The sequence below is a fragment of the Mesorhizobium sp. RCAM 06353 genome, assembly GCF_059683585.1.
Genome location: NZ_CM185031.1, coordinates 6,028,514 through 6,054,500 on the forward strand (window position 1 = coordinate 6,028,514; position 25,987 = coordinate 6,054,500).

Annotated in this window: 28 protein-coding genes; 12 read left to right on the top strand and 16 right to left on the bottom strand. The window is 62.7% G+C overall.

Annotation, left to right across the window (positions count from 1 at the left end):
* Nucleotides 1-37: 37 nt before the first annotated feature.
* Entirely contained in the window at nt 38-1,171 is a 1,134-nt protein-coding gene (locus AC56QX_RS29295) for a site-specific DNA-methyltransferase (RefSeq protein WP_475451817.1), read from the bottom strand.
* A 174-nt stretch (nt 1,172-1,345) separates the two neighbouring features.
* On the opposite strand from AC56QX_RS29295, the gene AC56QX_RS29300 reads away from it, so the two are divergent.
* Nucleotides 1,346-2,035, top strand: coding sequence for an HAD family hydrolase (locus tag AC56QX_RS29300; RefSeq protein WP_497117956.1), 690 nt, complete (start codon nt 1,346-1,348; stop codon nt 2,033-2,035).
* A 35-nt stretch (nt 2,036-2,070) separates the two neighbouring features.
* Here the strand turns inward: AC56QX_RS29300 and AC56QX_RS29305 are convergent, their stop codons facing one another.
* Complete coding sequence (locus AC56QX_RS29305) at nt 2,071-2,802, bottom strand: hypothetical protein (RefSeq protein ID WP_497111997.1); 732 nt, start codon at nt 2,800-2,802, stop codon at nt 2,071-2,073.
* A 130-nt stretch (nt 2,803-2,932) separates the two neighbouring features.
* On the opposite strand from AC56QX_RS29305, the gene thrC reads away from it, so the two are divergent.
* From thrC to AC56QX_RS29325, 4 genes are read left to right on the top strand one after another with little or no spacing between them, the layout of a single operon-like run.
* Entirely contained in the window at nt 2,933-4,330 is a 1,398-nt protein-coding gene (gene thrC / locus AC56QX_RS29310; RefSeq protein WP_497111998.1) for a threonine synthase, read from the top strand.
* Between the two features lie 14 nt (nt 4,331-4,344).
* A complete protein-coding gene (locus AC56QX_RS29315) occupies nt 4,345-5,637 on the top strand; it encodes a M16 family metallopeptidase (RefSeq protein WP_027041484.1) in 1,293 nt (430 codons plus the stop codon).
* Between the two features lie 14 nt (nt 5,638-5,651).
* Nucleotides 5,652-6,248, top strand: coding sequence for a GNAT family N-acetyltransferase (locus AC56QX_RS29320; RefSeq protein ID WP_497111999.1), 597 nt, complete (start codon nt 5,652-5,654; stop codon nt 6,246-6,248).
* A 3-nt stretch (nt 6,249-6,251) separates the two neighbouring features.
* Nucleotides 6,252-9,140 (top strand): EAL domain-containing protein, encoded by a 2,889-nt coding sequence (locus tag AC56QX_RS29325; RefSeq protein WP_497112000.1) that lies wholly within the window; start codon nt 6,252-6,254, stop codon nt 9,138-9,140.
* A 21-nt stretch (nt 9,141-9,161) separates the two neighbouring features.
* On the opposite strand, the gene AC56QX_RS29330 is transcribed toward AC56QX_RS29325, so the two are convergent.
* Nucleotides 9,162-9,770 (bottom strand): YqgE/AlgH family protein, encoded by a 609-nt coding sequence (locus AC56QX_RS29330; protein ID WP_497112001.1) that lies wholly within the window; start codon nt 9,768-9,770, stop codon nt 9,162-9,164.
* 171 nt (nt 9,771-9,941) lie between these two features.
* Between AC56QX_RS29330 and AC56QX_RS29335 the strand changes: the two genes are divergently transcribed.
* From AC56QX_RS29335 to AC56QX_RS29345, 3 genes are all read left to right on the top strand, one after another.
* Entirely contained in the window at nt 9,942-10,748 is an 807-nt protein-coding gene (locus tag AC56QX_RS29335) for a protein-disulfide reductase DsbD domain-containing protein (protein ID WP_497112002.1), read from the top strand.
* Between the two features lie 83 nt (nt 10,749-10,831).
* On the top strand, nt 10,832-11,314 hold the full coding sequence (locus tag AC56QX_RS29340; RefSeq protein WP_497112003.1) for a peroxiredoxin: 483 nt from the start codon (nt 10,832-10,834) through the stop codon (nt 11,312-11,314).
* Nucleotides 11,315-11,408: 94 nt separating this feature from the next.
* Complete coding sequence (locus tag AC56QX_RS29345; RefSeq protein ID WP_497112004.1) at nt 11,409-11,885, top strand: DUF2938 domain-containing protein; 477 nt, start codon at nt 11,409-11,411, stop codon at nt 11,883-11,885.
* Between the two features lie 3 nt (nt 11,886-11,888).
* On the opposite strand, the gene AC56QX_RS29350 is transcribed toward AC56QX_RS29345, so the two are convergent.
* The 13 genes from AC56QX_RS29350 to coxB form a co-directional block, all read right to left on the bottom strand.
* Nucleotides 11,889-12,473 carry a histidine phosphatase family protein gene (locus tag AC56QX_RS29350; RefSeq protein WP_497112005.1) on the bottom strand — a complete coding sequence of 195 codons (585 nt, stop codon included), beginning with the start codon at nt 12,471-12,473 and terminating at the stop codon, nt 11,889-11,891.
* 40 nt (nt 12,474-12,513) lie between these two features.
* Nucleotides 12,514-13,047, bottom strand: coding sequence for a ribonuclease HI (gene rnhA, locus AC56QX_RS29355; RefSeq protein WP_497112006.1), 534 nt, complete (start codon nt 13,045-13,047; stop codon nt 12,514-12,516).
* Nucleotides 13,044-14,021 carry a homoserine kinase gene (locus AC56QX_RS29360; protein ID WP_497112007.1) on the bottom strand — a complete coding sequence of 326 codons (978 nt, stop codon included), beginning with the start codon at nt 14,019-14,021 and terminating at the stop codon, nt 13,044-13,046. Before AC56QX_RS29360 ends, rnhA begins: the two co-directional genes overlap by 4 nt.
* A gap of 5 nt (nt 14,022-14,026) precedes the next feature.
* Nucleotides 14,027-15,037, bottom strand: coding sequence for a 4-hydroxy-3-methylbut-2-enyl diphosphate reductase (ispH, locus tag AC56QX_RS29365; protein ID WP_497112008.1), 1,011 nt, complete (start codon nt 15,035-15,037; stop codon nt 14,027-14,029).
* 69 nt (nt 15,038-15,106) lie between these two features.
* Nucleotides 15,107-15,862 carry an SURF1 family protein gene (locus tag AC56QX_RS29370; RefSeq protein WP_497112009.1) on the bottom strand — a complete coding sequence of 252 codons (756 nt, stop codon included), beginning with the start codon at nt 15,860-15,862 and terminating at the stop codon, nt 15,107-15,109.
* Complete coding sequence (locus AC56QX_RS29375) at nt 15,859-16,245, bottom strand: DUF983 domain-containing protein (protein WP_497112010.1); 387 nt, start codon at nt 16,243-16,245, stop codon at nt 15,859-15,861. The genes AC56QX_RS29370 and AC56QX_RS29375 overlap by 4 nt, the downstream gene beginning before the upstream one ends.
* Before the next feature lie 3 nt (nt 16,246-16,248).
* Nucleotides 16,249-16,740, bottom strand: coding sequence for a L,D-transpeptidase family protein (locus tag AC56QX_RS29380; protein WP_497112011.1), 492 nt, complete (start codon nt 16,738-16,740; stop codon nt 16,249-16,251).
* A gap of 93 nt (nt 16,741-16,833) precedes the next feature.
* On the bottom strand, nt 16,834-17,715 hold the full coding sequence (locus AC56QX_RS29385) for a cytochrome c oxidase subunit 3 (protein ID WP_027058181.1): 882 nt from the start codon (nt 17,713-17,715) through the stop codon (nt 16,834-16,836).
* A 1-nt stretch (nt 17,716) separates the two neighbouring features.
* The gene (locus tag AC56QX_RS29390; RefSeq protein WP_497112012.1) at nt 17,717-18,349 is read right to left on the bottom strand and encodes a cytochrome c oxidase assembly protein; all 633 of its coding nucleotides are present in this window, start codon (nt 18,347-18,349) and stop codon (nt 17,717-17,719) included.
* On the bottom strand, nt 18,349-18,513 hold the full coding sequence (locus AC56QX_RS29395) for a cytochrome c oxidase system small membrane protein (RefSeq protein WP_258584926.1): 165 nt from the start codon (nt 18,511-18,513) through the stop codon (nt 18,349-18,351). The genes AC56QX_RS29390 and AC56QX_RS29395 overlap by 1 nt, the downstream gene beginning before the upstream one ends.
* Nucleotides 18,510-19,454 (bottom strand): heme o synthase, encoded by a 945-nt coding sequence (locus AC56QX_RS29400; protein ID WP_497112014.1) that lies wholly within the window; start codon nt 19,452-19,454, stop codon nt 18,510-18,512. Before AC56QX_RS29400 ends, AC56QX_RS29395 begins: the two co-directional genes overlap by 4 nt.
* A 75-nt stretch (nt 19,455-19,529) precedes the next feature.
* On the bottom strand, nt 19,530-21,182 hold the full coding sequence (gene ctaD, locus AC56QX_RS29405; RefSeq protein WP_497112015.1) for a cytochrome c oxidase subunit I: 1,653 nt from the start codon (nt 21,180-21,182) through the stop codon (nt 19,530-19,532).
* A 38-nt stretch (nt 21,183-21,220) separates the two neighbouring features.
* The gene (gene coxB / locus AC56QX_RS29410) at nt 21,221-22,105 is read right to left on the bottom strand and encodes a cytochrome c oxidase subunit II (protein ID WP_497112016.1); all 885 of its coding nucleotides are present in this window, start codon (nt 22,103-22,105) and stop codon (nt 21,221-21,223) included.
* A 376-nt stretch (nt 22,106-22,481) separates the two neighbouring features.
* Here coxB and AC56QX_RS29415 point away from each other — a divergent pair, with 376 nt between their 5' ends.
* The 4 genes from AC56QX_RS29415 to AC56QX_RS29430 all read left to right on the top strand — a co-directional run bounded on the left by AC56QX_RS29415 (nt 22,482) and on the right by AC56QX_RS29430 (nt 25,887).
* Nucleotides 22,482-23,042: an invasion associated locus B family protein gene (locus AC56QX_RS29415; protein ID WP_258584930.1), complete on the top strand. Its 561-nt coding sequence runs from the start codon at nt 22,482-22,484 to the stop codon at nt 23,040-23,042.
* Nucleotides 23,043-23,120: 78 nt separating this feature from the next.
* Nucleotides 23,121-23,588, top strand: a complete 468-nt coding sequence (locus AC56QX_RS29420) for a YbjN domain-containing protein (protein ID WP_497112017.1) — start codon at nt 23,121-23,123, stop codon at nt 23,586-23,588.
* Between the two features lie 118 nt (nt 23,589-23,706).
* Nucleotides 23,707-25,119, top strand: a complete 1,413-nt coding sequence (tldD, locus tag AC56QX_RS29425) for a metalloprotease TldD (RefSeq protein ID WP_497112018.1) — start codon at nt 23,707-23,709, stop codon at nt 25,117-25,119.
* 60 nt (nt 25,120-25,179) lie between these two features.
* A complete protein-coding gene (locus tag AC56QX_RS29430; RefSeq protein WP_497112019.1) occupies nt 25,180-25,887 on the top strand; it encodes an NAD-dependent deacylase in 708 nt (235 codons plus the stop codon).
* Nucleotides 25,888-25,987 lie beyond the last annotated feature (100 nt).

The following is a 25,987-nucleotide window of genomic DNA, read 5'->3' on the forward strand; positions in this document are numbered from 1 at the left end:
TTTTGAATCAACGCAAATTGCGTAGGCGGCAGGAGGCTCAGGCCCCTGCCCGCTCCATGCCAAGCCGGGCAATACGGCGCAGTTCGTCGATCGGGGTGAGCCCGCCACTGCGCTCATAATGCCAGAAGGTCCAGCCATTGCAGGCGTCCAGTCCCTGCACTTCGGCGCCGATCTTGTGGATCGAGCCGGCGCTGTCACCGATCGCCACCGTACCGTCGGCACGCACCTTGGCCGCCCAGCGCTTCTTGGCGTCATAGAGCGTGGCGCCAGGTGTCATCAACCCGGTGTCGATCAGGCTGACGAAGGCAACGCGCGGCTCGGCACGCTTGCCGGTCAATACTGTCAAATCGGCATCCTCCAGCGGCCGCACCGCATCGATACGCTCGTTCGCGGCGTCGATATAGGCCTGCTCGCGCTCGATGCCGACGAAATGGCGGCCAAGGCGCTTGGCGACCGCACCCGTCGTACCGGAGCCGAAGAAGGGATCGAGCACGATGTCGCCAGGCTTGGTCGACGCCATCATGATGCGGGCGAGCAATGCTTCCGGCTTCTGCGTCGGGTGCAATTTGTCGCCATTGTCGTTTTTCAACCGCTCGCCGCCGGTGCAGATCGGAAACAGCCAGTCGGAGCGCATCTGAATGTCGTCGTTGGACGCCTTCATGGCTTCGTAGTTGAAGGTGTAGCCCTTGCCTTTCTGGTCGCGCGAGGCCCAGATCATCGTCTCATGGGCGTTCTGGAAACGGCGGCCGCGGAAATTCGGCATCGGATTGGTCTTGCGCCAGACCACGTCGTTGAGGATCCAGAAGCCCAGATCCTGCATCTTGGCGCCGACCCGGAAGATGTTGTGATAGGAGCCGATGACCCAGATTGTGCCATTGGGCTTCAGCACCCGCCGCGCCGCCAGCAGCCAGGCGCGGGTGAAGGCATCATAGGCCTCAAAACTCTCGAACTGGTCCCAATCATCGTCGACCGCGTCGACCTTGGACTGGTCGGGGCGGTGCAGGTCGCCGTCGAGCTGCAGATTATAGGGCGGATCTGCGAAAATGACGTCGATCGATTTTTCGGGCAGGCGGTCGAGCGCTGCGACGCAGTCGCCTTTCAGGATCGTGTCCAGCCATTCGGATTGCTGGGGAGCATGGGAAAGGTCGGCGAGAAGACGCACGGCAGACATTTTTACACCCAAGGCACGCGTTACTGTTTACTCCCCGTTATGGTTACCGATCAGCGTAAATATTCGGTGAAGGCCCGTGCGACCGCCTGCCGGTTTGCGAAGGCCGGGCCATTGGTGTATGCCGCGCCGCCTGAGGCCTTCATGGCCGCTCGCCCTCCCTTTGTCCGGATCACCATGCCCCAGCCAGACCTTGTCATCTTCGATTGCGACGGCGTGCTCGTCGATTCCGAAATCATCGCCGCGCGGGTCGAGGCCGAATTGATCACGCTCGCCGGATATGAAATCTCCGCCGAGGAGGTTGCCGAGACCTATGCGGGCCTGACGTTCAAGGACATCCTGCTGCGGATCGAGGAAAAATCCAAAATCCCGTTCCAGGCGTCGCTGATCGATCGCGCCGAAGAGCTTGTCGACCGCAAACTGCGCAGCGATGTTCGTGCCATCGAGGGCGTGCGCGAAGCGGTCGCCTCGGTCACGGCGCAACGCTGCATCTGCTCCAACTCACGCTCGGAGCGCATAGAATTCATGCTGGAGAAGGTGCATCTGCTGCCGTTTTTCGCCAGCCGCATCTTCTCGGCGCTGGAAATGCCGAGCAAAAAGACCAAGCCCGCTCCGGACGTGTTCCTGCTCGCTGCCGAAAAACTCGGCGCGAACCCGGCGAACACTTTCGTCATCGAGGATTCCGTGCACGGCGTTGCCGGCGCCAGGGCGGCCGGCATGCGGGTGATCGGCTTCACTGGCGCCAGCCACAGCTATCCTGGCCATGCCGATGCGCTGACGGAGGCCGGCGCCGAGACGGTGATCCGCCGCTGGGCAGAGCTGAAAAGCGTGATCGCGGCACTGTCGGAATGGTCGGCCGACGCCTGAATCGGCGCCGCGACGCACGCTGCCCTAAACCGCGACTAGTTAGTCGCGGTGGCCTTCTTCCTGTGGGTCTTCTTCGGCTTGTCGGTCGTCGCCTTCGGCGCGGTTTCGTCATAGCCGGCATAGGCCTGATAGTCCTGCGCCGTCGGCGCCGGCACGACGACATTGGAATCGGTGAAGACGAACTGGGTGGCGACCGAGGGATCGGTGACCTGGACCTGATATTGGTGAATCTGCGAATAAAGCACGTCGGTACCGTGCATCACCGCGGTGCGGATCGGCATGGTGATGGTGCCGGGCGTGAACTTCGGTCCTGGCACGATCTTGCCGGCGACCGCGATCTTCATCGTCAGTTGGCCGTCGGCGCGGCTGCAATCGCGGGTCACGTCGCTGATCGAGGCCTGATAAATGATCCTCTGAGAATCGTCGGGCGGAGTGGCAGCGGCGGCGTCAGCCGCAGCCTGGGCCGCCGCATCCGCCGCGGCGTCGCCAGTCTTCTTGAGCTTCGGCTTGGCCTTCTTGACCTCATTGACATAGGTGTTGAAGAAGGCCGTGCCGTCACGCACCGTCACCCGCGGGCAATAGGCAGTCAACTGGCTGGCCAGGATCTTGGGATCCTGCGGAGGCGGTGGCGCTGTCGGGTCCTTCTTGCCGCCCAAGCCGAGGTTCAGGATGCCATTGTCGCCCGATTGGCAGCCGGCGGCGGCGAGCATAAAGCCGGTGAGCGCAAGACCCGCCAAAAAGCGACCACTGAATGTACGAAACGCCATGAAACTCCCACTTCCCTCTCGCAAAGCTGGTGACGTATATCAACGGCGCGGCAAAAATGCGACTGGAGCCGGCACAGAAATTAACCACCTTGTGGTGAACGCAAAAGCCAAGCGGCAACGGGACTGAGACATGCAATATGTGAGTACGCGCGGGGAAGCACCCGCGCTTGGATTTTCCGATGCCGTGCTGGCGGGCCTGGCGCGCGATGGCGGGCTTTACGTGCCGCGCGAGTGGCCGCAGTTTTCGCCATCCGATATCCGCGCCATGCGTGGCCTTGCCTATCCCGATCTCGCGATCCGCGTGCTGACGCCGTTCCTTGGCGGTGAAATCGCCGCGCCCGTCTTCGAACGCCTGGTGCGCGAAGCCTACGCCACGTTCCGCCACGAGGCCGTCTGCCCGCTGGTGCAGACCGGCTCCAACACCTTTGTCCTTGAACTCTTCCACGGGCCGACGCTGGCCTTCAAGGATGTGGCGATGCAGTTGCTCGCCCGGCTGATGGACCACGTGCTTGCCGAACGCGATCAGCATGCCACCATCGTCGGCGCCACGTCAGGCGATACCGGCGGCGCGGCCATCGACGCCTTTGCCGGACGCAGCCGCACCGACATCTTCATCCTGTTCCCGCATGGCCGCGTTTCGCCGGTGCAGCAGCGGCAGATGACGACGTCGACGGCCGGGAACGTCCATGCGCTGGCGATCGAAGGCAATTTCGACGACTGTCAGGGCCTGCTCAAGGACATGTTCAACGACCACGCTTTCCGTGACCGGGTGGCGCTGTCGGGGGTCAATTCGATCAACTGGGCGCGGATCATGGCCCAGATCGTCTACTATTTCTCCTCGGCACTGTCGCTCGGCGCGCCGGACAGGCCGGTGTCGTTCACCGTGCCGACCGGCAATTTCGGCGATATCTTCGCCGGCTACGCCGCCAAGAAGATGGGGCTGCCGATCGAGCGACTGGTCATCGCCACCAACGACAACGACATATTGGCGCGCACCTTCGCGACCGGCGAATACCGCACCAAGGGTGTCTTTGCGACCACCTCGCCGTCGATGGACATCCAGGTTTCGTCGAATTTCGAACGTCTGCTGTTCGAGGCCTCGAACCGCGACGCGGCAACCGTGCGGCGCTACATGGATGGCCTGAAGCAATCCGGCGCCTTCACCATAGAAGCCCGTGAAATCAATGGGATGCGGTCCGAATTCGACGCCGGCCGTGCCACCATGGACGAGGTCGCCGCCACCATCCGCTCGACGCTCGCAGCCAGCAATTACCTGCTCGACCCGCACACCGCGGCGGCCGTGCATGTCGCGGCCGGCAAAGCATCGGGCACTGTCCCCATGGTGGTGCTGGGCACCGCCCATCCGGCAAAATTCCCGGCCGCCGTCGAGGCCGCCAGCGGGGTTTCGCCGGCCCTGCCCGCATGGCTAGGGGGATTGATGACATTTGAGGAAAAATACACGGTACTTCCATCCGACCTGAAAATGGTGGAAGATTACGTCAGCCGCCGCGCGCGGGCGGCGCGTTAGGGAGTACGAGCCATATGGGTGTTGAGGTAAGCCGTCTGTCGAACGGCCTGACAGTCGCCACCGAAACCCTTCCAAGTATCGAATCGGTTGCTCTTGGTGCCTGGGTCAAGTCCGGCGCACGCAATGAACGTGACGACGAGCATGGCATGGCCCATTTGCTCGAGCACATGGCGTTCAAGGGCACGAAGCGGCGGACGGCCTTCGAAATCGCCTCGGAAATCGAGGATGTCGGCGGCGAGATAAACGCCGCCACAAGCGTCGAGACCACATCCTACTATGCCAGGGTGCTGTCCGACGATGTACCGCTGGCGGTCGATATCCTTGCCGACATCCTGCAGGAATCCGAATTCGACCCGCAGGAACTCGAACGCGAACAGCACGTGATCCTGCAGGAGATCGGCGCCGCGCACGACACACCAGACGATATCGTCTTCGACCGTTTCACCGAGACGGCCTTTCGCCACCAGACCATCGGCCGCTCGATCCTGGGCACGCCGGAAACCGTCAAATCCTTCACCTCCAAGCAGTTGCACGATTTCATCGAACGCCAATATGGCGCCGAGCGGATGGTGATCGTGGCTGCCGGCGACATCAAGCACGACAATTTCGTGCGCGAGGTCGAGAAGCAGCTCGGCGGTTTCCGCAGCAAGGCCGACAGCACCATCCCGCAATATGCGCAGTATGTCGGCGGCGATTTCCGCGAGGACCGCGACCTGATGGACGCGCAGATCGTGCTGGGCTTCGAAGGCCGCGCCTATCATGTGCGCGACTTCTACGCCTCACAGGTGCTGTCGATGATCCTCGGCGGCGGCATGTCGTCGCGCCTGTTCCAGGAAGTCCGTGAGAAACGCGGCCTGTGTTACTCGGTCTATGCCTTCCATTGGGGCTTTTCCGACACCGGCATCTTCGGCGTCCACGCCGCGACCGGGCAGAGCGACATCGCGGAGTTGGTTCCCGTCATCATCGACGAGTTGCAGAAGGCCGGCGAGAACATCCTGCAGGAAGAACTGGACCGCGCGCGGGCCCAGTACCGCGCCGGGCTGATCATGTCCGCCGAAAGCCCGGCCAGCCGCGCCTCGCAGATCGCACGGCAACTGCTTTTGTTCGGCAGGCCGATCGCGAAGGAGGAACTGATGGAGCGCCTGTCGGCGCTGACGATCGAGCGGCTGACCGACCTGTCGTCGCGGATGTTCTCGACCAAGCCGACGCTTACCGCTGTCGGGCCCGTGGGTACGCTGGCTCCATATGAGGCGATCCTCGATTCGCTTCCGGGCACGCAGACCACGGCCCGCAAGCTCGCCGTCTAAGCCCCCCAAGCGCCGTGTTCGCGCTCCCTTTCTTTCGCCGTGACCTGCCGGCGCTGAAGGGCGACCGCGTCACGTTGCGTGTGCCCTACACCAATGACTTCCGGGAATGGTCGGCGCTGCGCGGCGAAAGCCGGGCGTTCCTGGAGCCGTGGGAACCGCGCTGGACGCCCGACGAACTCGATCGCACGGCATGGCGCCTGCGCATCAGCCGCTATCGCGAAGACTATGCGCAAGGAACCGCGATCGCCTTCTTCATCTTCGAGAAGTCGAGCGGCAAGCTGGCCGGCGGTATCACACTCGGCAACATCCGCCACGGTGTCTCGCAAAGCGGCCATGTCGGCTACTGGATCGGCGAGCGCTTCGGCGGCCGCGGGCTGATGACCGACGCGGTCAAGGTCGTGGCGCGCTTCGCCTTCGATACGCTGAGGTTGCACCGGATCGAGGCGGCTTGTATCCCCGACAACATCCGGTCGATCCGCGTGCTTGAAAAAGCCGGATTCCGGCGCGAAGGACTGTTAAGATCCTATCTCAGGATCAACGGCATCTGGCAGGACCACTACCTCTACGCCCGGATCGCGGACGATCCGCTGGCCGCAGGAACGAAGGACTGATTTTTGACGAATTTCCTGCGAAACGGGCCACTGTTCGCCTTTGTCGTCGCGGCAATCCTGACGCTGTGCGCGGCTTCGTCGGCCTTTGCCGTCGAACCGATCAAAATTGCCCGCGACGACGTCGCGCTCGACCTGTCGCGCGCCTTCGAGATCTACCGCAACCAGGGCGAAAACTTCCAGGTATCGACCGCGCCAGGGCCGGACGGCATCGTGCGGCGCATCGAGGTCGAGGCCAATGACGCGCGCTCGACCGGCGACTGGGCGGTGTTCGCGCTGGCCAACACCACCGACCAGCAGCTCGACAGACTGATCGTGGCGCCGCATTTCCGACTGGTCAATTCCGGCATCTTCTGGCCCGATCTCGGCGCCACCCGCATTGCCGCGATCACGCCCAGCGAGGGCTTCGCGCTCGACCGCCAGACCAGCCCCGACGCCGATGTGTTCCGGGTGACGCTGAACCCCGGCACGGTGATCACCTTCATCGCCGAACTCGCCTCGCCCAAGCTGCCGCAGGTGTATCTGTGGGAGCCGGAAGCCTACAAGGACTCGGTCAACTCCTACACGCTGTTTCGCGGCATCGTCATCGGCATTGCCGGCCTTCTGGCGCTGTTCCTGACCATCCTTTTCGTCGTCAAGGGGACCTCGATGTTCCCGGCGACCGCGGCCCTTGCCTGGGCAGTGCTTGCCTATATCTGCGTCGATTTCGGCTTCCTCAACAAGGTCATCGAGATTTCGCCCGGCAATGAGCAGATGTGGCGAGCGGGAACGGAGGTGGCGCTTGCGGCAACCTTCGTGGTCTTCCTGTTCGCCTATCTCAACCTCAACCGATGGCACGGCCATTTCAGCTATGGCGCCCTGGTCTGGATCCTTGGGCTGGTGCTGATTGCAGGCGTCGCCATCGTCGATCCGGCGGTCGCCGCCGGCATCGCCCGCATCTCCTTTGCCGCCACCGCGCTGACCGGGCTCGGCCTGATCATCTTCCTCGGGATTCGTGGCTATGACCGCGCCATCATGCTGGTGCCCAGTTGGGTCATGGTGCTGTTGTGGCTATGCGGGTCGTGGATGGCGATCACCGGCATGCTCGACAACGACATCGCCCAGCCGGCGCTCGGCGGCGGGCTGATCCTGATCATCCTGTTGATCGGCTTCACCGTTATGCAGCACGCCTTTGCCGGCGGCGCGCTGCATCAGGGGCTGTTCTCCGACCTCGAACGCCAGGCGCTGGCGGTTGCCGGATCGGGCGACACGGTGTGGGATTGGGACGTGCTGCGCGACCGCGTCGTCACCAAGCCCGATGTCAGCATCCAGCTCGGCCTCGCGCCCAACAGCCTCGGCGGTGCGGCGCGCAACTGGCTGCCGGTGCTGCATGCCGACGACCGCGACACGTTCCGCACGACGCTCGACGTGGTGCTCGAACACCGGCGTGGCCGGGTGTCGCAGAATTTCCGCCTGCGCGGCGCCGACGGGCACTATCACTGGTTCAACTTGCGCGCGCGGCCGGTCATCGGATCGGACGGCGAGGTCATCCGCTGCGTCGGCACCATGGTCGACGTCACCGAGCAGAAGAAGTCCGAGGAAAGGCTGCTGCACGACGCCGTGCACGACAATCTGACCGGCCTGCCGAACCGCGAATTGTACATGAACCGGCTGGAGGCGATCATCTCGATCGCCCGCACCGAGGAGAAGGTGCGTCCGACGGTCTTCGTCATCGACATCGACCGCTTCAAGCAGGTCAATGACGGGCTCGGCATCTCGGCCGGCGACACCATCCTGCTCACCATCGCGCGCCGCCTGCACCGGCTGTTGAAGCCGAAGGATTCGCTGTCGCGTTTTGCCGGCGACCAGTTCGCGCTGATGCTTTTGTCCGAACAGGACCCTGCCCGCATCGCCGGCGTGGCGGATGCCATCAAGCATGCGATCAACAACCCGATCACCTTTGCCAAGCGCGAGATCGTGCTGACCGCCTCGATCGGCCTGATCACCTGGACTTCGGCGCAGACCTCGGCCGAGGACATGGTCAAGGATGCCGAGCTCGCCATGCATCAGGCCAAGCGTTTCGGCGGCGACAGGATCGAGCCGTTCCGCCCGGCCTTCCGCACCGTCGGCACCGATCGGCTACAGTTCGAATCCGACTTGCGGCGCGCCATCGAGCGGCGCGAATTCACCCTGGCCTACCAGCCGATCGTGCGTCTGGAAGACGGCAGCGTCGCCGGCTTCGAAGCCTTGCTGCGTTGGGACCATCCGCGCCGCGGCATGATCCCGCCGGCCGATTTCATCCCCGTCGCCGAAAGCTGCGGGCTGATCGTGCAGCTTGGGCTGTTTGCCATGCAGCAGGCGGCCGAGGATCTGGCCGGATGGCAAAAGCAGATCGGCGATGCGCCGCTATCGGTCTCGGTCAACCTGTCCAGCCGCCAGCTCATCCGCCGCGACCTGGTCAGCGATGTCCGCTCCGTCATCGCAAGGGCCAATCTGAAACCGCGCTGTTTCCGGCTCGAACTCACCGAGTCCCTGGTGATGGATAATCCCGAGCAGACCGCCCACGTGCTGACCAAGCTGAAGCAGCTCGGCATCGGCCTGTCGCTGGACGATTTCGGCACCGGCTATTCGTCGCTCGCCTATCTGACACGTTTCCCGTTCGACACGATCAAGATCGACAAGAGCTTTGTCGACGACAGCACGCCCAAACGCGCCGTACTGCTCAAATCCATGGTCAACATGGCGCATGAGCTCGGCCTGTCGGTGGTCGCCGAGGGCATTTCGGACGAGCGCGATGCGCTGGAATTGCGCCAGATGGGCTGCGAATATGTGCAGAGCTTCATGTTCGGCGCGCCGATGCCCGGCGACCAGGTGCTGAAGACGCTAAAGGAACAGTATCCGCTGACGCAGGCTTAGAGGCTGCGTCGGTTTGATCGGTCAGGCGTGTCCGGCGGCCAGGCTGAGGTGGGCGAGGTCGATGCCGATCGAGGCGAGGATGCGATCGTATTTGCGCTCGATGTCGGCGTCGAACAGAAGCTCGGGGCTGGCCGGGCAGGTCAGCCAGCCATTCTCGGCGATCTCGGTTTCCAATTGGCCCGCACCCCAGCCCGAATAGCCGAGCGCCATCAGCGCGTAACGCGGGCCGCGGCCCGACGATATGGCGCGCAAAATGTCGACGGTCGCGGTCAGGCAGATGTCGTCGGAAACGGTCAGCGACGATTCCACGCGGTAGTCGCCCGAATGCAGGACGAAGCCCCGGCTGCGATCGACAGGGCCGCCATTGCGCACGACGAAATCGCGCGCTTGCGCCGGCAGGCGGATCGCCTCCTGCTCGTTCATGATGCCGAGTTGCACCAGGAGGTCCGGAAACAGCATCTGCTGTGTCTGGTTGATGATCAGGCCCATCGCGCCTTCATCTGAGTGCGCGCAGATGTAGATGACCGAGCGCGTGAAACGATCGTCCTTCATGCCGGGCATGGCAATCAGGAACTGATCGTCGAGAAAGCCGCGTCCAGCGGCTGTCTTTTTGTGGCGCAACAAATCCATGGCAGGGAAGGTACCGTGTTTCCCGGGCGCCGAAAAGATGCGCCGCACCGGATTCGACCAAAGCCCATGAGGCCAGGCCGCCGTGGCTTGCCAGCAGGGGTCACGCAAATATGATACCGGGAGGGCGATGAAATCATTGCGAAGCCACGAACGGACGATCAAATCACCGCCATGCAAAGCTTGAAAATCCTGCTGCTCGGCGCCGCCATCGGATCGGCGGCTGTCCTCCCCGCCTCCGCCTCCTCCTCCGCCTGGTACAACAGCGAAGGCGGCAAGGTGCGGCTGGTGACATCAGGCAAACCCGATGAGGCCGGCCGCATCCAGGGTGTTCTCGACATCGCGCTCAAGCCCGGCTGGAAGACCTATTGGCGCGATCCGGGCGACGCGGGCGTGCCGCCGCAGATCGACATTTCGGCCAGCACCAACATCGCCGATGCCCAACTCTCGTTTCCAGCACCCCAACGCCACGACGATGGTTATGGCAAATGGGCTGGCTACAACTATCCGATCTCGCTGCCTGTGACATTCACGCTGGCGACGCCGAACCAGCCGGCAGTCATCGATGCCGATATCTTTCTCGGCATTTGTGAAACAATCTGTATCCCGGTGCAGACACGGCTGACCGTCGACCCTGCTTCCGATCCTGACAATGCCGACGACGCAGCCCTGGTGAAGGCGAGTTTCACGGCTTTGCCGGCGCCGGCAAAGCCCGATTTCGGCATCAACGTGCTGCCGGGCGATCACGAAACGCTGGTTGTCGAGGCGAGCTTTCCCGGTGACCCCGAGGCGGCGGATTTCTTCGTCGCCGGCGAGCGGGACTATATGTTCGGCACCCCTGCCCGCAGCGAGAAGGACGGCAAGCTGATCTTCACCGTGCCGATCCTCGACCGCCCTTCGACAACGCCAACGGATGGCGGGCTTCACTACACGCTGACGAGTTCGGCGGGCGCCGTCGAAGGGCTTTTGCCTTTCCCTTGATCCAGCTTGCCCAGACGATTGCAGGAAGCCGCCGAGTTCGCTACGCAAGCGGACATCCTTCCCATTCCCCAAGCGAGGAACTCATGACCATCTCCGTTGGCGACAAGCTGCCCGAAGCGACCTTCAAGACGATGACCGCCGACGGTGCCAAGGCGATCACGTCTGCAGAAATTTTCCCGGGCAAGAAGGTGGTTCTGTTCGGCGTTCCCGGCGCCTTCACGCCGACCTGCAGCAACAACCATCTGCCCGGCTATCTCGAAAACCATGATGCCATCCTGGCACGCGGCGTCGACACCATCGCCGTCGTTTCGGTCAACGACGTCCATGTCATGGGCGCCTGGGCGCGCTTCACCGGCGGCGAGGGCAAGATCCTGTTCCTCGCCGACGGCAATGGCGATTTCGCCAAGGCGGTCGGCCTCGACAACGACCTTTCCGCCGGCGGCATGGGCCTGCGCTCGAAGCGGTTTTCGATGATCATCGACGACGGCAAGGTCACCGTAGTCAATGTCGAGACCAAGCCCGGCGTCGACGAGTCCGGCGCGGCGCATATTCTCGGGCAACTCTAAGCTTCAACGGCCGCATCGGGCGAGGCCGCAACGGCCGACCTCGCCCGACAACCGCTTGCGCTCCAGAACTGCTGGCTTTCGGGGGATCCCAACAATGTTTGACGTCTTCTGGCGTGCTGTCGCGATCGGGATCGGCGCTACCGTGCTGATGGATCTCTGGGCCATCTTCCTGCACAAGGCGTTCGGCCAACCCCGGCCGAACTGGGGACCGGTCGGCCGCTGGGTCTGGCATCTCACCGACAAGGTCTTTCACAACGATATTGGCGAGGCAGAGCCTTACGCACATGAAGTGGCGCTGGGCTGGGCGTTTCACTATTTCGTCGGCATCGTCTACGGCATCATCCTGGTCGTGGTGGCTGGAGCTGGCTGGCTGGCCGCGCCGACCTTCCTGCCGGCCTTCATCCTCGGCATCGTCACCGTCGGCGCCGGCTGGTTCCTGCTGGCACCCGGCATGGGCGCCGGATGGGCAGCCTCGAAGCGACCCAATCCGATGCAGATCCGGGCGCTGAACCTGGTGGCGCATACCGTGTTCGCGCTCGGCCTTTGGGGCACGGCGCTGCTGATCCGCTGAGGGTTAGGGCTGCTCCAGCCTGTCGATCGGCTGCCACCCATGGATGACGCGGCGCGCGTCGATGTCGTAGGCAAAATAGTTGCCACCGCCTGCTGGTTGATCCGCTTCGCGGCTGATCCTCCGCCCGCTGAGAGACAGCAGCAGCAGCGTTCCAACGCCTCCATGGCCAACGAGAGCGATGTCGCAGGCCTCATCACCGGCGAGCACGGCGCTGACCTCACGCACGATACGGCTCTGGGCATCTATGGCTCGCTCCCAGCCACGAATACTGCTGTCCGGGTTGGCGAAGAACTGGTCGGCGACCGCTTCAAACTCCGGCGGCGGCAGAAAGCCTGTCGCGGAGCGGTCATTCTCGTGCATGCGCTCCCTCACCTCGACCGCGAGGTGGAGATGCGCTGCGAGGATCTCCGCGGTCTCTGTCGCCTTGCGCTCGCCCGACGATACGATACGCCGGATTGAACCGACCCATGGCTGATCGAGCATGGCAACGGCTCTTGCCCGTCCTATGTCGGACAGCCCCCATTTCGGCACGGGAATGGCGGCATCGATCTGCACCTGGGGATGCGTGACATAGTAGAGGATCGGCACGATCGGGGTTCTTGCCTGAGAGCGGACCGGCTGCCGGAAATCAATAACTCTGGGTCGAACGACGCGCCTTTGTGGCCGCCGGCTGCTTTGCCTGGATGTCCGGCTTTGGCGCCGACACCGTTGGCTTGAAAGAGCCCTTCTTGAACGGCGCCATGCCTTCCCGTGCCAATTCGTCGGCGCGCTCGTTCTCAGCGTGGCCGGCATGGCCCTTGACCCAGTTCCAGGTAACCTTGTGGCGGCGGTTGGCTTCGTCGAGCGCCTGCCAGAGCTCGCCGTTCTTGACCGGCTTCTTGTCGGCGGTCTTCCAGCCGTTCTTCTTCCAGCCATGGATCCACTTGGAAATGCCGTCCATGACATATTTGCTGTCGGTGTGAAGCTCGACCGTGCAAGGCGCCTTCAGCGCATTGAGCGCCGAGATGGCCGCCAGCAGCTCCATGCGGTTGTTGGTCGTTTCGGCTTCGCCGCCGGAAAGCTCCTTGGTGGTGCCGTTGAAGCGCAGGATAGCACCCCAGCCGCCAGGGCCTGGATTGCCCGAACAGGCGCCGTCGGTGAAGATTTCAACCTGTTTGCTCATGATACCCCGTATTCGGCCAATCCATATTCCGAAGCAGATTTGATTGCCCGATGGAACCGCATCCGCCTGATATATTCGGTCGGGTCGCGTTTCATGACCAGCCCGCCATCGGGAACCGTCAGCCAGTCGTAGAGCCGTGTCAGCATGAAGCGCAATGCCGAACCGCGTGCCAGCATCGGCAATGCCGCCTTTTCCTCAGCGCTCAAGGGACGCACGCTTTGATAGCCCTCAAGCAGGGCCTTGCCCTTGGTGAGATTGAAGGAAAAATCCTTCTCGAAGCACCAGGCGTTGAGGCAGGTGGCGACATCATAGGCGTAAAGGTCATCGCAAGCGAAATAGAAGTCGATCAGGCCGGAAAGCTTTTCGCCCAGGAAGAAGACGTTGTCCGGGAAAAGATCGGCATGGATGATGCCCTCGGGCAGGTTTTTCGGCCAATTGCGCTCGAAATCGGCAAAGTCGGCGTCGACCTCGGCCGCCAGCCCAGGCTCGACCTCGTCGGCCCGATCGCGGGCTGCGTTCCAAAGCTTGCGCCAGCCGTCGATGGCGAGCGCGTTGGGACGGGTCATCGAGAAATCGGCGCCGGCAAGGTGCAGGGCGGCCAGCGCCTTGCCGACCTCGGCGCAATGCGTTGCCGTCGGCCGCCGCAGCGAAAGCCCTTCGAGGAAGGTGATGATGACAGCCGGACGGCCGGCCAGCGTGCCGATGACACTGCCGTCATGCGCGATCACCGGCAGCGGGCAGGACACGCCCTTGTTGGCGAGATGGCCCATCAGCCCGAGGAAGAACGGCAGATCCGCCTTCTCGACGCGCTTCTCGTAGAGCGTCAGGATGTAGGAGCCAGTCGAGGTGTGCAGCAAAAAATTCGAATTCTCGGTGCCTTCGGCGATGCCTTTGTAGGACAGGAGATCGCCGACCGGGTAGTGCTTCAGGAAAGCGCCGAGTTCGCCCTCCGCAACGTCGGTGTAGACCGCCATCTGCCCTACGCGGCTCCATTGACGAAGGCCATGTCGGCCGGCGTCAGTTCGACATCGCGCAGTACCCGCATGACCGGAAAATCCTCTGTTTCGGTGGCCGTGATGGCCAAGTCGATGGTGACATCGAAGCGCTGGCGGAACGCGTCGATGATCTCGTCGACGATGATCTCCGGCGCCGATGCCCCTGCCGACAGGCCGAGCGTCGAAATGTTGCCGATGTCATTCCACGGAATCTCGGCGGCTCGCTGCACGAGAAGCGACATGGTGGCACCGGCACGCTCCGCCACTTCGACAAGGCGGCGCGAATTTGAGGAATTGGGAGCGCCGACGATCAGATAGAGGTCAGCGCCCGGGGCGGTGTCCTTGACCGCTTCCTGGCGGTTGGTGGTGGCGTAGCAGATCGATTCCGCCGCCGGCGCCTGAAGGTCGGGAAAGCGGTCCTGCAGCGCACGGATGATGCCGGCAGTGTCCTCGACCGACAGCGTGGTCTGGGTGACGAAGCCAAGAGCCTTTGGATCGGCGGGCTCAAGCCTGGCGGCATCGGCCTCGGTCTCGATCAGCGTGACCGCGCCCTCTGGCAATTGCCCCATCGTGCCGATCACCTCGGGGTGCCCGGCGTGGCCGATCAACAGCACGTGGCGGCCAAGCCGCTGATGGCGCATCGCCTGCTTGTGGACCTTCGAGACCAGCGGACAGGTTGCGTCGAGATAGAACAGCTTGCGCGCCTGAGCATCCGCCGGCACCGATTTCGGCACGCCATGCGCCGAGAAGACGACCGGCGACTGCCGGTGTTCGGCCGGGATTTCGGAAAGCTCCTCGATGAAGACGGCGCCAAGGCTTTGCAGCCCCTCGACGACGTAGCGGTTGTGGACGATCTCGTGACGGACATAGACCGGCGCGCCGTATTTCTTCAGCGCCAGCACGACGATCTGGATGGCACGGTCGACGCCGGCGCAAAAACCGCGTGGCTGGCAGAGCCGGATCGTCAGCGGAGGCTTGGTGGTTGTCTGAAGCATTAAATCCTGGCCGGTTCGTCAGCGCCGAAATGAGGTGGCTACCCCTGCCCTGTCAAGGGTGTCGCGCGTTCATTCCTCTTTCGCGGGACGGCGAAGCCGCAGGATGAGCACGGCGGCGAGTGCTGCCGCAAGCCCATACCAGGTGACAGCATATTGCAGATGGCTGTTCGGCAGATCGATGATGGTGACGCCTCCGACCGGCAGACCGCCGGGGTTCGGCGTCTTGTCGGCATCGATGAAGATCGGCACCAGCGTGAACCCGACAGGCAGGCCGGCGCTCGCCGCCATGACGTCGCGGTCCTTCCAGTAGAAGATGTTCTTGGCCACATCATTGTCGGGAAGCATCATCGACGGCTTTGCCGGCAGTGGATTGCGGGCGAGCCCGGTGATGGTCACCTTGCCTGTCACCTGCCCCTTGGGGCGCTTGGCGGGATCCTTCAGATCATAGGGTATGAAACCACGGTTGATCAGCACGAAGCGGCCGTCGTCGAGGGCAAGCGGCGTGTAGACGTTGAAGCCGGCATCACCCTCCCAGGTCGCGTAGAAATGCCGTTCGCCTGAATGCAGGAACGTGCCGGAGACCGTAACCGGCGTGTAGTCGACGTCCCCCGTCGAGGCGAATTCCTTCTCGACATCGGCCAGTGGGCGTGGCGCCGAGTGGGTGCGCTGGTCGATGGTCTGCAGGAGACCTTCCTTCCAGTGCAGGCGCTGGACCTGCCAGGTGCCGAGCGCCAGCAGAATCAAAAGCAGCACCAGGCCAAGGCCGAGCAGCAATGCCGACCTTGGCCGCGAACGGCCGTCACTTTTGATGTATGCCTCGCTCATTCGCCGCGGTCCAGCCGGCCTTCCGCCGCCTTGTTGGCATATTGCAGGGTGAGCAGCACGCCCTTGATCAGCCGCAGCGCCGTCAGGCACAGCACCATGGCCAGCGGGATCCATATCAACAGATGCAGCCAGAGCGGCGGGCTCAGCGTCACTTCCACCCAGAGCGCCAGGCCGACAATCAGGAAGCCGATGATCAGGATGACGAAGACCGCCGGCCCATCGCCGGCATCGGCAAAGGAATAGTCGAGGCCGCAATTGACGCAGCGTTTGCCGACGGTGAGGAACCCGGAAAACAGCCGCCCCTCGCCACAGCGCGGGCAACGGCCATGCAGGCCGGCCGAAATCGGTTCGATCGGAGGCCAGATCGCCTTGTCGTCGCTCATTGCTTATTGCCCGATCTCGATCGGCGTGCCGTCAGCCACCATTGCCCAGATTTCGTCCATGTCAGTGTCCGTAACGGCAATGCAGCCATCGGTCCAGTCGACCAATTGAAGCAGCCAGCCCCACCAGCCGAAACCGTTCGGCTGGCCGTGGATCATGATCATGCCACCGGCGTCGGAATTGCGTGCCGTCGCGGCCGCCAGATCGTCGGCATTGGGATAGGAGATGTGAATCGATCTGTGCGCGATGCTGTCGGGGTTGCGCCAGTCGAGGACATAGCGACCCTCGGGCGTGCGCTGGTCACCCTCCTGGTGTTTGTGGCCGACGGGATCCCCACCGAGCGCGATGCTGTAGCTGCGCAGAACCTTGCCGCCGCCGATCAGTTCCAGCAGCCTTTCCGCCTTGTGGACACGCACCAGATCGACCGTCTCAGCCGCATGGGCCGGGAACGCCAGGAGGATGAATGCGCAAATCGCCCAGGGAGTTGTCGGCCGCATTGGCAATCGATCGGCGATCATTGCGCCGAAAAGAAGAAGGCGGCCACGTCGCCGCGGCCGCCCCTACCCAAATCGAAATTCCAAAGGCCGAGATCAGTGGCCTTCGATCACCGCGCCGACCGATCCCCAGACATAGATCGAGGCGAACAGGAACAGCCAGACCACGTCGACGAAGTGCCAGTACCAGGCGGCCGCCTCGAAGCCGAAATGCTGCTTGGGGGTGAAGTCGCCCTTCATCGCCCGGATCAGGCAGACCAGCAGGAAGATGGTGCCGATGATGACATGGAAACCGTGGAAGCCGGTGGCCATGAAGAAGGTGGCGCCGTAGATGGAATCCTTGAAGCCAAACGGAGCGTGCATGTACTCGTAGGCCTGCACCATGGTGAACAGCATGCCGAGGCCGACGGTCAGCACCAGACCGTTGATCAGGCCCTTGCGATCGCCATGGATGAGCGAATGGTGCGCCCAGGTGACCGTTGTGCCCGACAGCAGCAGGATGATGGTGTTGTAGAGCGGCAAATGGAATGGATCGAGAACTTCCATGCCCTTTGGCGGCCAGACGCCACCGGTAAATGTGGCGCGCGCGTAGTTCTGTGCCTCGCCGGCAAAAAGGCTGGCATCGAAATAGGCCCAGAACCAAGCGACAAAGAACATCACCTCGGAGGCGATGAACATGATCATGCCGTAGCGCAGATGCAGCGACACGACCCGCGTGTGATGGCCCTCATGCGCTTCCTTGATCGTGTCCGACCACCAGGCAAACATGGTGTAGAGCACGATCACGACGCCGATGAAGAACAGCCACGGGTTGGCGATGTTGAAGCCGAAGATCGGGAAGGTGCCGCCCTTCAGGTACTCCATGAGGGCGACACCGCCAAAGGCCATGACGAGCGCGCCTATCGAGCCCAGGAAAGGCCATGGGCTCGGGTCGACGAGATGATAGTCATGCTGTGGTTTTGCGTGCGCGTCTGCCATATCAACCCCCGAGATTTGCTTCGGTATTGGAAATTGTCTTGCTGCTGCCCTGGACCGGCTCCGAGGAGGCGACCGGCTTGGTCTTCTCGACCGGGAACATCGTGTAGGACAGGGTGATCGTCTTCACGTCCTTCAGTTCCGGCACGTTGACGATATCGGGATCCACGTAGAACAGGACCGGCATGTCCAGCGTCTCGCCGGGCTTCAGCGATGTGTCGGTGAAGCAGAAGCACTCGACCTTGTTGAAATACGGACCCGCCAGTTCCGGCTGGACGTTGAAGGTGGCGCGGCCGGTGACGGGGCGATCGAACTTGTTGGTCGCCTGGTAATGCGCCTGCACGGTCTCGCCGATCTTCATGGTCATCGAGCGCTGGACCGGCTGAAATTCCCACGGCACGCCGGCAATATTGGCATCGAAGCGCACCGTGATCTCACGATCGAGCACGCGGCCTGCATACTGCTTCTCGGCACGCTGCGTCTTGCCGCCATAGCCCGTCGCCTGGCAGAACATCTTGTAGAGCGGCACGGCGGCATAGGCCATGCCGATCATGCCGGTGAAGAAAGCAAGGCAGACCGCCGCGACGATGGCGTTGCTGTTCTTGCCGGCCGGCTTTTTGGACATCTCGACGCTCATCACATCGTGCCCAGATTGTGACCGAACTTGACGATCGTCGCGATGTAGAAAATGACGACCAGCGCCGCCAGCGCCACGCCTATGGCGATGGATCGGCTGCGTTGGGCTTTCTTCTGGCGATCGGTCAAAGTGACCGTCTCGAGTTTTTCCTCGACCATGGTCATGCCCCACCCATGGCAAGTGCGCGTTCGACAACGCTGTCGGCCAGGTAGGCAGCGAAGATGGCGAAGAGATAAAGCAGCGAATAGGCAAACAGCGCCTTGGCCGGCTTCATGGCGCGGTCATCGTCGGCCATGCCGAGCACTTTCCACGCATACCAGACAAAGCCAGCGCCCAGCAGCACGGAGGCCACGCCATAGATCGGCGAGGTGTAGCCGAGCAGCCACGGCAGCACGCCGACCGGGGCCAGCACCAGCGCATAGGCGAAGATCTGACGGCGGGTCGACGCCTCGCCGGCGACATTGGGCATCATCGGTATGCCGGCGCGGCCATAATCCTCGGACTTGAACAGCGCGAGCGCCCAGAAATGCGGCGGCGTCCACAGGAAGATGATCAGGAACAGGATGATGCTTTCGAGGCTGACCGACCCGGTCACCGCGGCCCAGCCTATGACCGGCGGAATGGCGCCGGCTGCACCGCCAATGACGATGTTCTGCGGCGTCCAGCGCTTCAACCACATCGTGTAGACGACGGCATAGAAGAAGATGGTGAAGGCCAGCAGGCTCGCCGACAGCCAGTTGACCAGAACGCCGAGCGTCATCACCGACAGCACCGAGAGCACCAGGCCGAAGGTCAGCGCCTCGTGCGGCTGGATGCGGCCGGACGGCACCGGACGGCTGGCCGTCCTGGTCATTATCGCGTCGATATCGGCGTCGTACCACATGTTGAGCGCGCCCGAGGCGCCGGCACCGATAGCAATCGACAGGATGGCAATCACCGCCAGCAGCGGATTGATGGTCACGGGTGCGGCTACCAGCCCGACAAAGGCGGTGAACACCACCAGCGACATGACGCGCGGCTTCAGCAGGGCGAAGAAATCGCCCGCCGTCGCTTCCGACATGCGGAAGCCGGCTTGGTCAATGCTGGTTTCGTCGACTAGGGCCATGCGTACTCAGTCCATCATTCCGTTGGCCAAAACCGCCGGCGGGCCGGCGGTTTCGTATTCGAGCGGGGAGCCGCTTTACTTGATCTTCGGCAGTTGCTCCCACTGGTGGAACGGCGGCGGCGAAGGCAGCTGCCATTCGAGCGTGGTGGCGCCCTCGCCCCATGGATTGGCACCGGCGATCCGCTTCTTCTGGAAGGCTTCGAACACGCCGTAGAGGAAGATCGCCACGCCGACGGCCGAGATATAGGAGCCGATAGACGACACATAGTTCCAGCCGGCAAACGCGTCCGGATAGTCGATGGTACGACGCGGCATGCCGGCAAGACCGAGGAAGTGCTGCGGGAAGAAGATCAGGTTGACGCCGACGAAGGTGACCCAGAAGTGGGTGTTGGCGATGACGGGCGAGTACATGTAGCCGGTCATCTTCGGGAACCAGTAGTACCAGCCGGCGAAGATCGCGAACACCGCGCCCAGCGACAGCACGTAGTGGAAGTGGGCGATGACGAAATAGGTGTCATGCAGCGAGCGGTCGAGGCCGGCATTGGCCAGCTGGACGCCGGTGACGCCGCCGATGGTGAACAGGAAGATGAAACCCAGCGCCCACAGCATCGGCGTCTTGAACGAGATCGACCCGCCCCACATCGTTGCGATCCAGGAGAAGATCTTCACGCCCGTAGGCACCGCGATGACCATGGTGGCGAAGACGAAGTAGCGCTGCGTGTCGAGCGACAGGCCGGTCGTGTACATGTGGTGAGCCCACACGATGAAGCCGACGGCGCCGATCGCGACCATGGCGTAGGCCATGCCGAGATAGCCGAACACCGGCTTCTTCGAGAAGGTCGAGATGACGTGGCTGATGATGCCGAAGCCCGGCAGGATCAGGATGTAGACTTCCGGGTGACCGAAGAACCAGAACAGGTGCTGGAACAGGATCGGATCACCGCCACCATCGGGAGCGAAGAAGGTGGTGCCGAAATTGCGGTCGGTGAGCAGCATGGTGATGCCGCCGGCCAGAACCGGCAGGGACAACAGCAGCAGGAAGGCGGTGACCAGTACCGACCAGGCAAACAGCGGCATCTTGTGCAGCGTCATGCCAGGGGCGCGCATGTTGAAGATGGTGGTGATGAAGTTGATGGCGCCGAGGATCGAGGAGGCACCGGCAATGTGGATCGACAGGATCGCCAGATCCATGGCCGGCCCGGGCTGACCCGAGGTCGACAGCGGCGGATAAAGCGTCCAGCCGCCGCCGACACCGTAGGCGCCCGGCGCGCTCGGCATGAACATCGAGGTGAGCAGCAGGATGAAGGCCGGCGGCAGCAGCCAGAAAGAGATGTTGTTCATGCGCGGGAACGCCATGTCGGGAGCACCGATCATGATCGGCACCATCCAGTTGGCAAACCCGCCGATCAGGGCCGGCATGACCATGAAGAAGATCATGATCAGCGCATGCGCGGTGGCAAAGGCGTTGTACATGCTCTTGCCGCCGTCGATCGCGGCGTCACCATTCATGCCGTAGACCATCTGCGCCAGACCGCTGAAGATCTGGATGCCAGGCTCCTGCAGTTCCATGCGGATGGCAACCGACAGCGCGCCGCCGATGATGCCGGCCATGATCGCGAAGATCAGGTAGAGCGTGCCGATATCCTTGTGATTGGTCGAATAAACCCAGCGCACCCAACCGTGATAAGGTTTGTGGTCGTGCTCGTCGTGAGCTGCAGCGTCTGCCATGTTCCGCTCCGTTCCCTAAATCTTGCTAACCCGCGGCATCAATTGCCGGCGGCCGCTACCTTGTTCTGGCCGTCGACCTCGGCCATGAGCGTCTTGTTGGCGCCGGGCAGATTGGTCTTGGCTGCCGCCAGCCATGTCTTGAACTGAGCATCCGAGACGACACGGATGGCGATAGGCATGAAGGCATGGTCCTTACCGCAGAGCTGCGAGCACTGGCCGTAAAAAATACCTTCCTTCTCCGCCTTGAACCAGGTCTCGTTGGTGCGCCCCGGAACGGCGTCGATCTTGATGCCGAACGACGGCATGGCAAAGGAGTGGATCACATCGGTCGCGGTGACCAGCACGCGGGTCATCGTGTTGACCGGCACCACCAACTCGTTGTCGACGGCGAGCAGTCGCGGATAGACCTTGCGGTCTTCCTTGCCTGCGGCGGCACGGTCGCCCTCCTGGAGGATGGCGGAGTTGAAGGAGAGCGTGTTGTCGGTCTGGTATTCGTAATCCCAGTTCCACTGGTTGCCGGTTGCCTTGACGGTCAGCTTGGCTTCTTCCGGCGGGGTGTACTGCGCGGTCAACAGCTGGAACGAAGGAATGGCGAGGCAGAGCAGGATCACGACCGGGCCGACGGTCCAGATCACCTCGATCAGCGTGTTGTGGCTGGTCTTGGAGGGAACCGGGTTTGCGCTCGCGCGGAATTTCACGATGCAGTAGGCGAGGAGAAGCAGCACCAGAATGGTGATCGGGACGATGAACCACATCGTGTAGTTTCCGAACCACTCGATCTGGCGCATCATGTCGGTCGCCGGCGCCTGGAAGCTCGTCTCCCAGTTCACGGGCTGATCGGCATGGGCGGATGTGCCGGCGAAAAACGCGGTGGCAGCCCCAGCACTGGCTAGAAACTTGGCGTCTGCTAGGAAATTTCTCATCGCCCTCTTCGTCTCCCAGTTCCTCGCGGCCGCGCCAACGAGAATAACGAACAATGCCGGGACGGGAATCCCGACAGTCTCAAGGTGGTTCAAACCATACTCTTTTTCCCTCCGCAAGAAAGGAGCGGAGGAAACTGTGCGGCATTTTTGCGCGCAAGCTGGCATGGCCCTTCCGGGGCAGCGGCCACGGCGACGAATCGCGTATGTTCGGCGGGTTGCCCGCCTCATGCTGGCGGGGTGTGCGAAGCGTCGTAATTCAGGCGAATTTGGCAGGGAAAAGCGCTGTATTGCCTGTTTCGGGACAGTTCGGCCGCGGTCTCGTCCTTTACTTGGCATTGGCGCGGCTTAAAGTGCCGTGATTCGCAATGGAGCCGTCATGAACTCTTGGCTTTCGGGACTGAGGCATACGAGACAGGAGCTTTCGAGAGCACTGGCGAAGGCCGTGTTTCTCGCCGTCTTGTCCGCGGCCGGTCTGTTCGTCACCGGTCAGGCCAATGCCGCCCAGCCGAGCGGCACGGTGCGCTCGACGCATGGCGCATGGTCGATCATCTGCGACACGCCGGCCGGTGCAACCTCTGAACAATGCGTGATGATGCAGAATGTCGTCGCCGAGGATCGGCCGGAGATGGGGCTGTCGGTCGTCGTGCTGCGCACCGCCGACAACAAGGCCGAGATCCTGCGCGTGCTGGCGCCGCTCGGCGTGCTTTTGCCGAACGGGCTCGGCCTCAATGTCGACGGCAAGGACATCGGCCGCGCCTATTTCGTGCGCTGCTTCCAGGACGGCTGCTACGCGGAAGTCATTCTCGAAAAACCGCTGCTCGACACGCTGAAGACCGGCACGTCGGCGACGTTCATCGTCTTTCAGACGCCTGAAGAAGGCATCGGCATCCCGGTCGACCTCAAGGGCTTTGCCGACGGCTTCGCTGCCCTTCCCTGACAAGCAAGACGCTTGCGAAAGACCCGGCCCTGACGCAGAATTCCCGGGGGATGCGGGTTTTTGGCGGTGGGGATCATCATGCGCTCGTTTTCAATGCTTTTATCCGCCGGTCTGATTTCGACCGGCGCGATTTCCGGTGCGCGGGCTGAAGATAGCGAAATCATCACGGCGCCTGATCCGGCTGCAATTCTCGACATGGCCAAGGGCTACGGCTCGGCCAAGCTGGACAAGGACGACGGTGGCGACCCCATGGTCTCCGGCCGGCTCGAGGGGATGAAATATCTCATCTACTTCTATGGCTGCGAGAACCACGAGAAGTGCAAATCCATCCAGTTTTCCTCGGGCTACACCGACGCTTTCACGGCCGAGCAAGCCAACGAGTGGAACAAGAAGTATCGCTGGGTGAAGGCGTTTTCCGGCGACGGTTCCAATTTCAAGATGGATGTCAGCTTCATCGGCGGCATCACCAAGGCCAATCTCGAGGAACAGTTCTCGAACTGGGATTCGATGACCACCAACATCAAGGATTTCATCAACCAAAAGTGACGCCGGCGCTCTGTCGGCGAGCGCATTTGCCCGCTCAGCGCGTCGGGGGCGATTGTCTCGGCGCGGCTTCGCGCCTACATCGTGGGAAACCAGCTCTCTTCCCACGAACGGATGCGCCATGAACAGCCTGATCGGCCAATTCGACATTTCAGACGATCGCATCAAGCAGATCGTTGCGGACACCATCAACGGCGCCGACGACGGCGAACTGTTTCTCGAATACAGCGAGAGCGAAGCGCTGATGTTCGACAATGGCCGGCTGAAGACCGCCAATTTCAACACCGACCAGGGCTTTGGCCTGCGCGCGGTCGCCGGCGAAGCCAGCGGCTACGCCCATTCGAGCGACCTGTCCGAGGCCTCGCTGCTGCGGGCGGCCGCTGCCGTCTCGACCGTCAAGGGCGGCTATTCCGGTACGCTAGCCGCCGCACCCGCCCGCACCAACCGCCATCTCTACGGCGACGAGAACCCAATCCCCTCGCCCTCCTTCGAGGCCAAGGCAAAGCTGCTGCAGGAAATCGACGCCTGGCTGCGCGCCGAGGATCCGCGCGTGCGCCAGGTGACGGCCTCGCTTGCCGCGTCCTGGCAGCATGTCGAGATCGTCCGTGCCGACGGCCAGGTGGTGCGCGATATCAGGCCGCTGGTCCGCATCAATGTTTCGGTCGTCGTCGGCGATGGCGACCGCCAGGAAAGCGGGTCCTACGGCATGGGCGGACGCAAGGCGTTTGGCGACTTCCTGATTGAGGACAGTTGGAGGCACGCAGCAAAGGAAGCGCTCAGGCAGGCTCTGGTCAATCTCGAGGCGATCCCTGCTCCGGCCGGCACCTTCGACATCGTACTGTCCAGCGGCTGGCCGGGCGTTATGCTGCACGAAGCCGTCGGGCACGGGCTGGAAGGCGACTTCAATCGCAAGAGAACTTCGGCTTTCGCCGGCCTGCTGGGCCAGCAGGTCGCCGCCAAGGGCGTCACCGTCGTCGACGACGGCACCATCGCCGAGCGGCGCGGCTCGCTAACCGTCGACGATGAAGGCACGCCGTCAGCCCGCAACGTGCTGATCGAGGACGGCAAACTGGTCGGCTACATGCAGGACCGGCAGAACGCCCGGCTGATGGGTATGAAAGCCACCGGCAACGGCCGGCGCGAAGGCTATGCGCACCAGCCGATGCCGCGCATGACCAACACCTACATGACGTCAGGCGACATGGAGCCGGACGAGATCATCGCTTCGGTCAAGAACGGCATCTATGCCGTCTCCTTCGGCGGCGGCCAGGTCGACATCACGTCAGGCAAATTCGTGTTCGGCTGCACCGAGGCCTACATGATCGAGAACGGCAAGGTGACGCAGCCGATCAAGGGCGCGATGCTGATCGGCAACGGACCGGATGCCATGCACCGCGTCTCGATGGTCGGCAACGACATGAAGCTCGACAATGGCATCGGCATGTGCGGCAAGGCCGGACAAGGCGTGCCGGTCGGCGTCGGCCAGCCGCATCTCAGGATGAACCAGATGACGGTCGGCGGCACCCGGGTTTGAGGCCTTGGGATCGTTCCGGTAACGTCGCCTTCTAAAAGATGTTTCCGGGGGCAAGCGATCATGTCCAGATCCAAGATCGTCATTCTGACAGGCGCCGGTATTTCGGCGGAATCGGGGGTCGCGACCTTTCGCGATCCGGATGGTGTCTGGGCGAAATTCAACCTCGAAGACGTTGCGACGCCCGAAGGTTTTGCCCGCGACCCCGCCAAGGTGCAGGATTTCTACAATATGCGCCGGCGGCAGATGGACGGCGTCGAACCGAACGCCGCCCACGCAGCACTCGCCAGGCTTGAGCGCGAAGTCCAGGGCGACGTCCTCCTCGTCACCCAAAACATCGACGATCTGCATGAGCGCGCCGGCTCGCGAAACCTGATCCATATGCATGGCGAACTCGGCCGCGCGCTTTGTCAGGACTGTGGCAGAAGCAGCGCCTGGGCCGGTGACATCGTGGTTCAATCCGGATGCCAGGCCTGCGGCGCCAAAGGCAAGTTGCGGCCCGATGTGGTCTGGTTCGGCGAGATGCCCCACCGCATGGAAGAGATCGGCGAGGCGTTGACGCGTTGCGACTTGTTCCTGGCGATCGGAACGAGCGGCAGCGTCTACCCGGCGGCCGGGTTCGTCGAGGAGGCGCGCGCCGCCGGCGCCTTGACGGTCGAACTCAATTTGAAATGTGCCGGCTGGGCCTCCCGCTTCGACGAACAGATGGAAGGTCCAGCGACACAGATAGTGCCTGCCTTTGTGGAGCGTATTCTCTCAGCGACGGGGTGAGGCCGGCGTTTTCCAGCCTGAATCCTGGTGGGCACCTTGAAGTGAACACAATCCACGTTAGGAAATTGTTAAGTGTCTGAATGCCTGGGCTGCCTTTTGC

What these genes read in the sequence shown, in the direction of transcription:
- AC56QX_RS29385 (WP_027058181.1), bottom strand. Translation starts at nt 17,715, where the DNA reads ATGGCAGACGCGCACGCAAAACCACAGCATGACTATCATCTCGTCGAC.
- ispH (WP_497112008.1), bottom strand. Translation starts at nt 15,037, where the DNA reads ATGCTTCAGACAACCACCAAGCCTCCGCTGACGATCCGGCTCTGCCAG.
- AC56QX_RS29395 (WP_258584926.1), bottom strand. Translation starts at nt 18,513, where the DNA reads ATGACCATGGTCGAGGAAAAACTCGAGACGGTCACTTTGACCGATCGC.
- AC56QX_RS29375 (WP_497112010.1), bottom strand. Translation starts at nt 16,245, where the DNA reads ATGAGCGACGACAAGGCGATCTGGCCTCCGATCGAACCGATTTCGGCC.
- AC56QX_RS29420 (WP_497112017.1), top strand. Translation starts at nt 23,121, where the DNA reads ATGCGCTCGTTTTCAATGCTTTTATCCGCCGGTCTGATTTCGACCGGC.
- AC56QX_RS29315 (WP_027041484.1), top strand. Translation starts at nt 4,345, where the DNA reads ATGGGTGTTGAGGTAAGCCGTCTGTCGAACGGCCTGACAGTCGCCACC.
- AC56QX_RS29390 (WP_497112012.1), bottom strand. Translation starts at nt 18,349, where the DNA reads ATGAGCGTCGAGATGTCCAAAAAGCCGGCCGGCAAGAACAGCAACGCC.
- AC56QX_RS29345 (WP_497112004.1), top strand. Translation starts at nt 11,409, where the DNA reads ATGTTTGACGTCTTCTGGCGTGCTGTCGCGATCGGGATCGGCGCTACC.
- coxB (WP_497112016.1), bottom strand. Translation starts at nt 22,105, where the DNA reads ATGAGAAATTTCCTAGCAGACGCCAAGTTTCTAGCCAGTGCTGGGGCT.
- thrC (WP_497111998.1), top strand. Translation starts at nt 2,933, where the DNA reads ATGCAATATGTGAGTACGCGCGGGGAAGCACCCGCGCTTGGATTTTCC.
- AC56QX_RS29335 (WP_497112002.1), top strand. Translation starts at nt 9,942, where the DNA reads ATGCAAAGCTTGAAAATCCTGCTGCTCGGCGCCGCCATCGGATCGGCG.
- AC56QX_RS29340 (WP_497112003.1), top strand. Translation starts at nt 10,832, where the DNA reads ATGACCATCTCCGTTGGCGACAAGCTGCCCGAAGCGACCTTCAAGACG.
- AC56QX_RS29415 (WP_258584930.1), top strand. Translation starts at nt 22,482, where the DNA reads ATGAACTCTTGGCTTTCGGGACTGAGGCATACGAGACAGGAGCTTTCG.
- AC56QX_RS29430 (WP_497112019.1), top strand. Translation starts at nt 25,180, where the DNA reads ATGTCCAGATCCAAGATCGTCATTCTGACAGGCGCCGGTATTTCGGCG.
- AC56QX_RS29400 (WP_497112014.1), bottom strand. Translation starts at nt 19,454, where the DNA reads ATGGCCCTAGTCGACGAAACCAGCATTGACCAAGCCGGCTTCCGCATG.
- AC56QX_RS29330 (WP_497112001.1), bottom strand. Translation starts at nt 9,770, where the DNA reads ATGGATTTGTTGCGCCACAAAAAGACAGCCGCTGGACGCGGCTTTCTC.
- rnhA (WP_497112006.1), bottom strand. Translation starts at nt 13,047, where the DNA reads ATGAGCAAACAGGTTGAAATCTTCACCGACGGCGCCTGTTCGGGCAAT.
- ctaD (WP_497112015.1), bottom strand. Translation starts at nt 21,182, where the DNA reads ATGGCAGACGCTGCAGCTCACGACGAGCACGACCACAAACCTTATCAC.
- AC56QX_RS29360 (WP_497112007.1), bottom strand. Translation starts at nt 14,021, where the DNA reads ATGGCGGTCTACACCGACGTTGCGGAGGGCGAACTCGGCGCTTTCCTG.
- AC56QX_RS29380 (WP_497112011.1), bottom strand. Translation starts at nt 16,740, where the DNA reads ATGCGGCCGACAACTCCCTGGGCGATTTGCGCATTCATCCTCCTGGCG.
- AC56QX_RS29370 (WP_497112009.1), bottom strand. Translation starts at nt 15,862, where the DNA reads ATGAGCGAGGCATACATCAAAAGTGACGGCCGTTCGCGGCCAAGGTCG.
- AC56QX_RS29300 (WP_497117956.1), top strand. Translation starts at nt 1,346, where the DNA reads ATGCCCCAGCCAGACCTTGTCATCTTCGATTGCGACGGCGTGCTCGTC.
- tldD (WP_497112018.1), top strand. Translation starts at nt 23,707, where the DNA reads ATGAACAGCCTGATCGGCCAATTCGACATTTCAGACGATCGCATCAAG.
- AC56QX_RS29305 (WP_497111997.1), bottom strand. Translation starts at nt 2,802, where the DNA reads ATGGCGTTTCGTACATTCAGTGGTCGCTTTTTGGCGGGTCTTGCGCTC.
- AC56QX_RS29295 (WP_475451817.1), bottom strand. Translation starts at nt 1,171, where the DNA reads ATGTCTGCCGTGCGTCTTCTCGCCGACCTTTCCCATGCTCCCCAGCAA.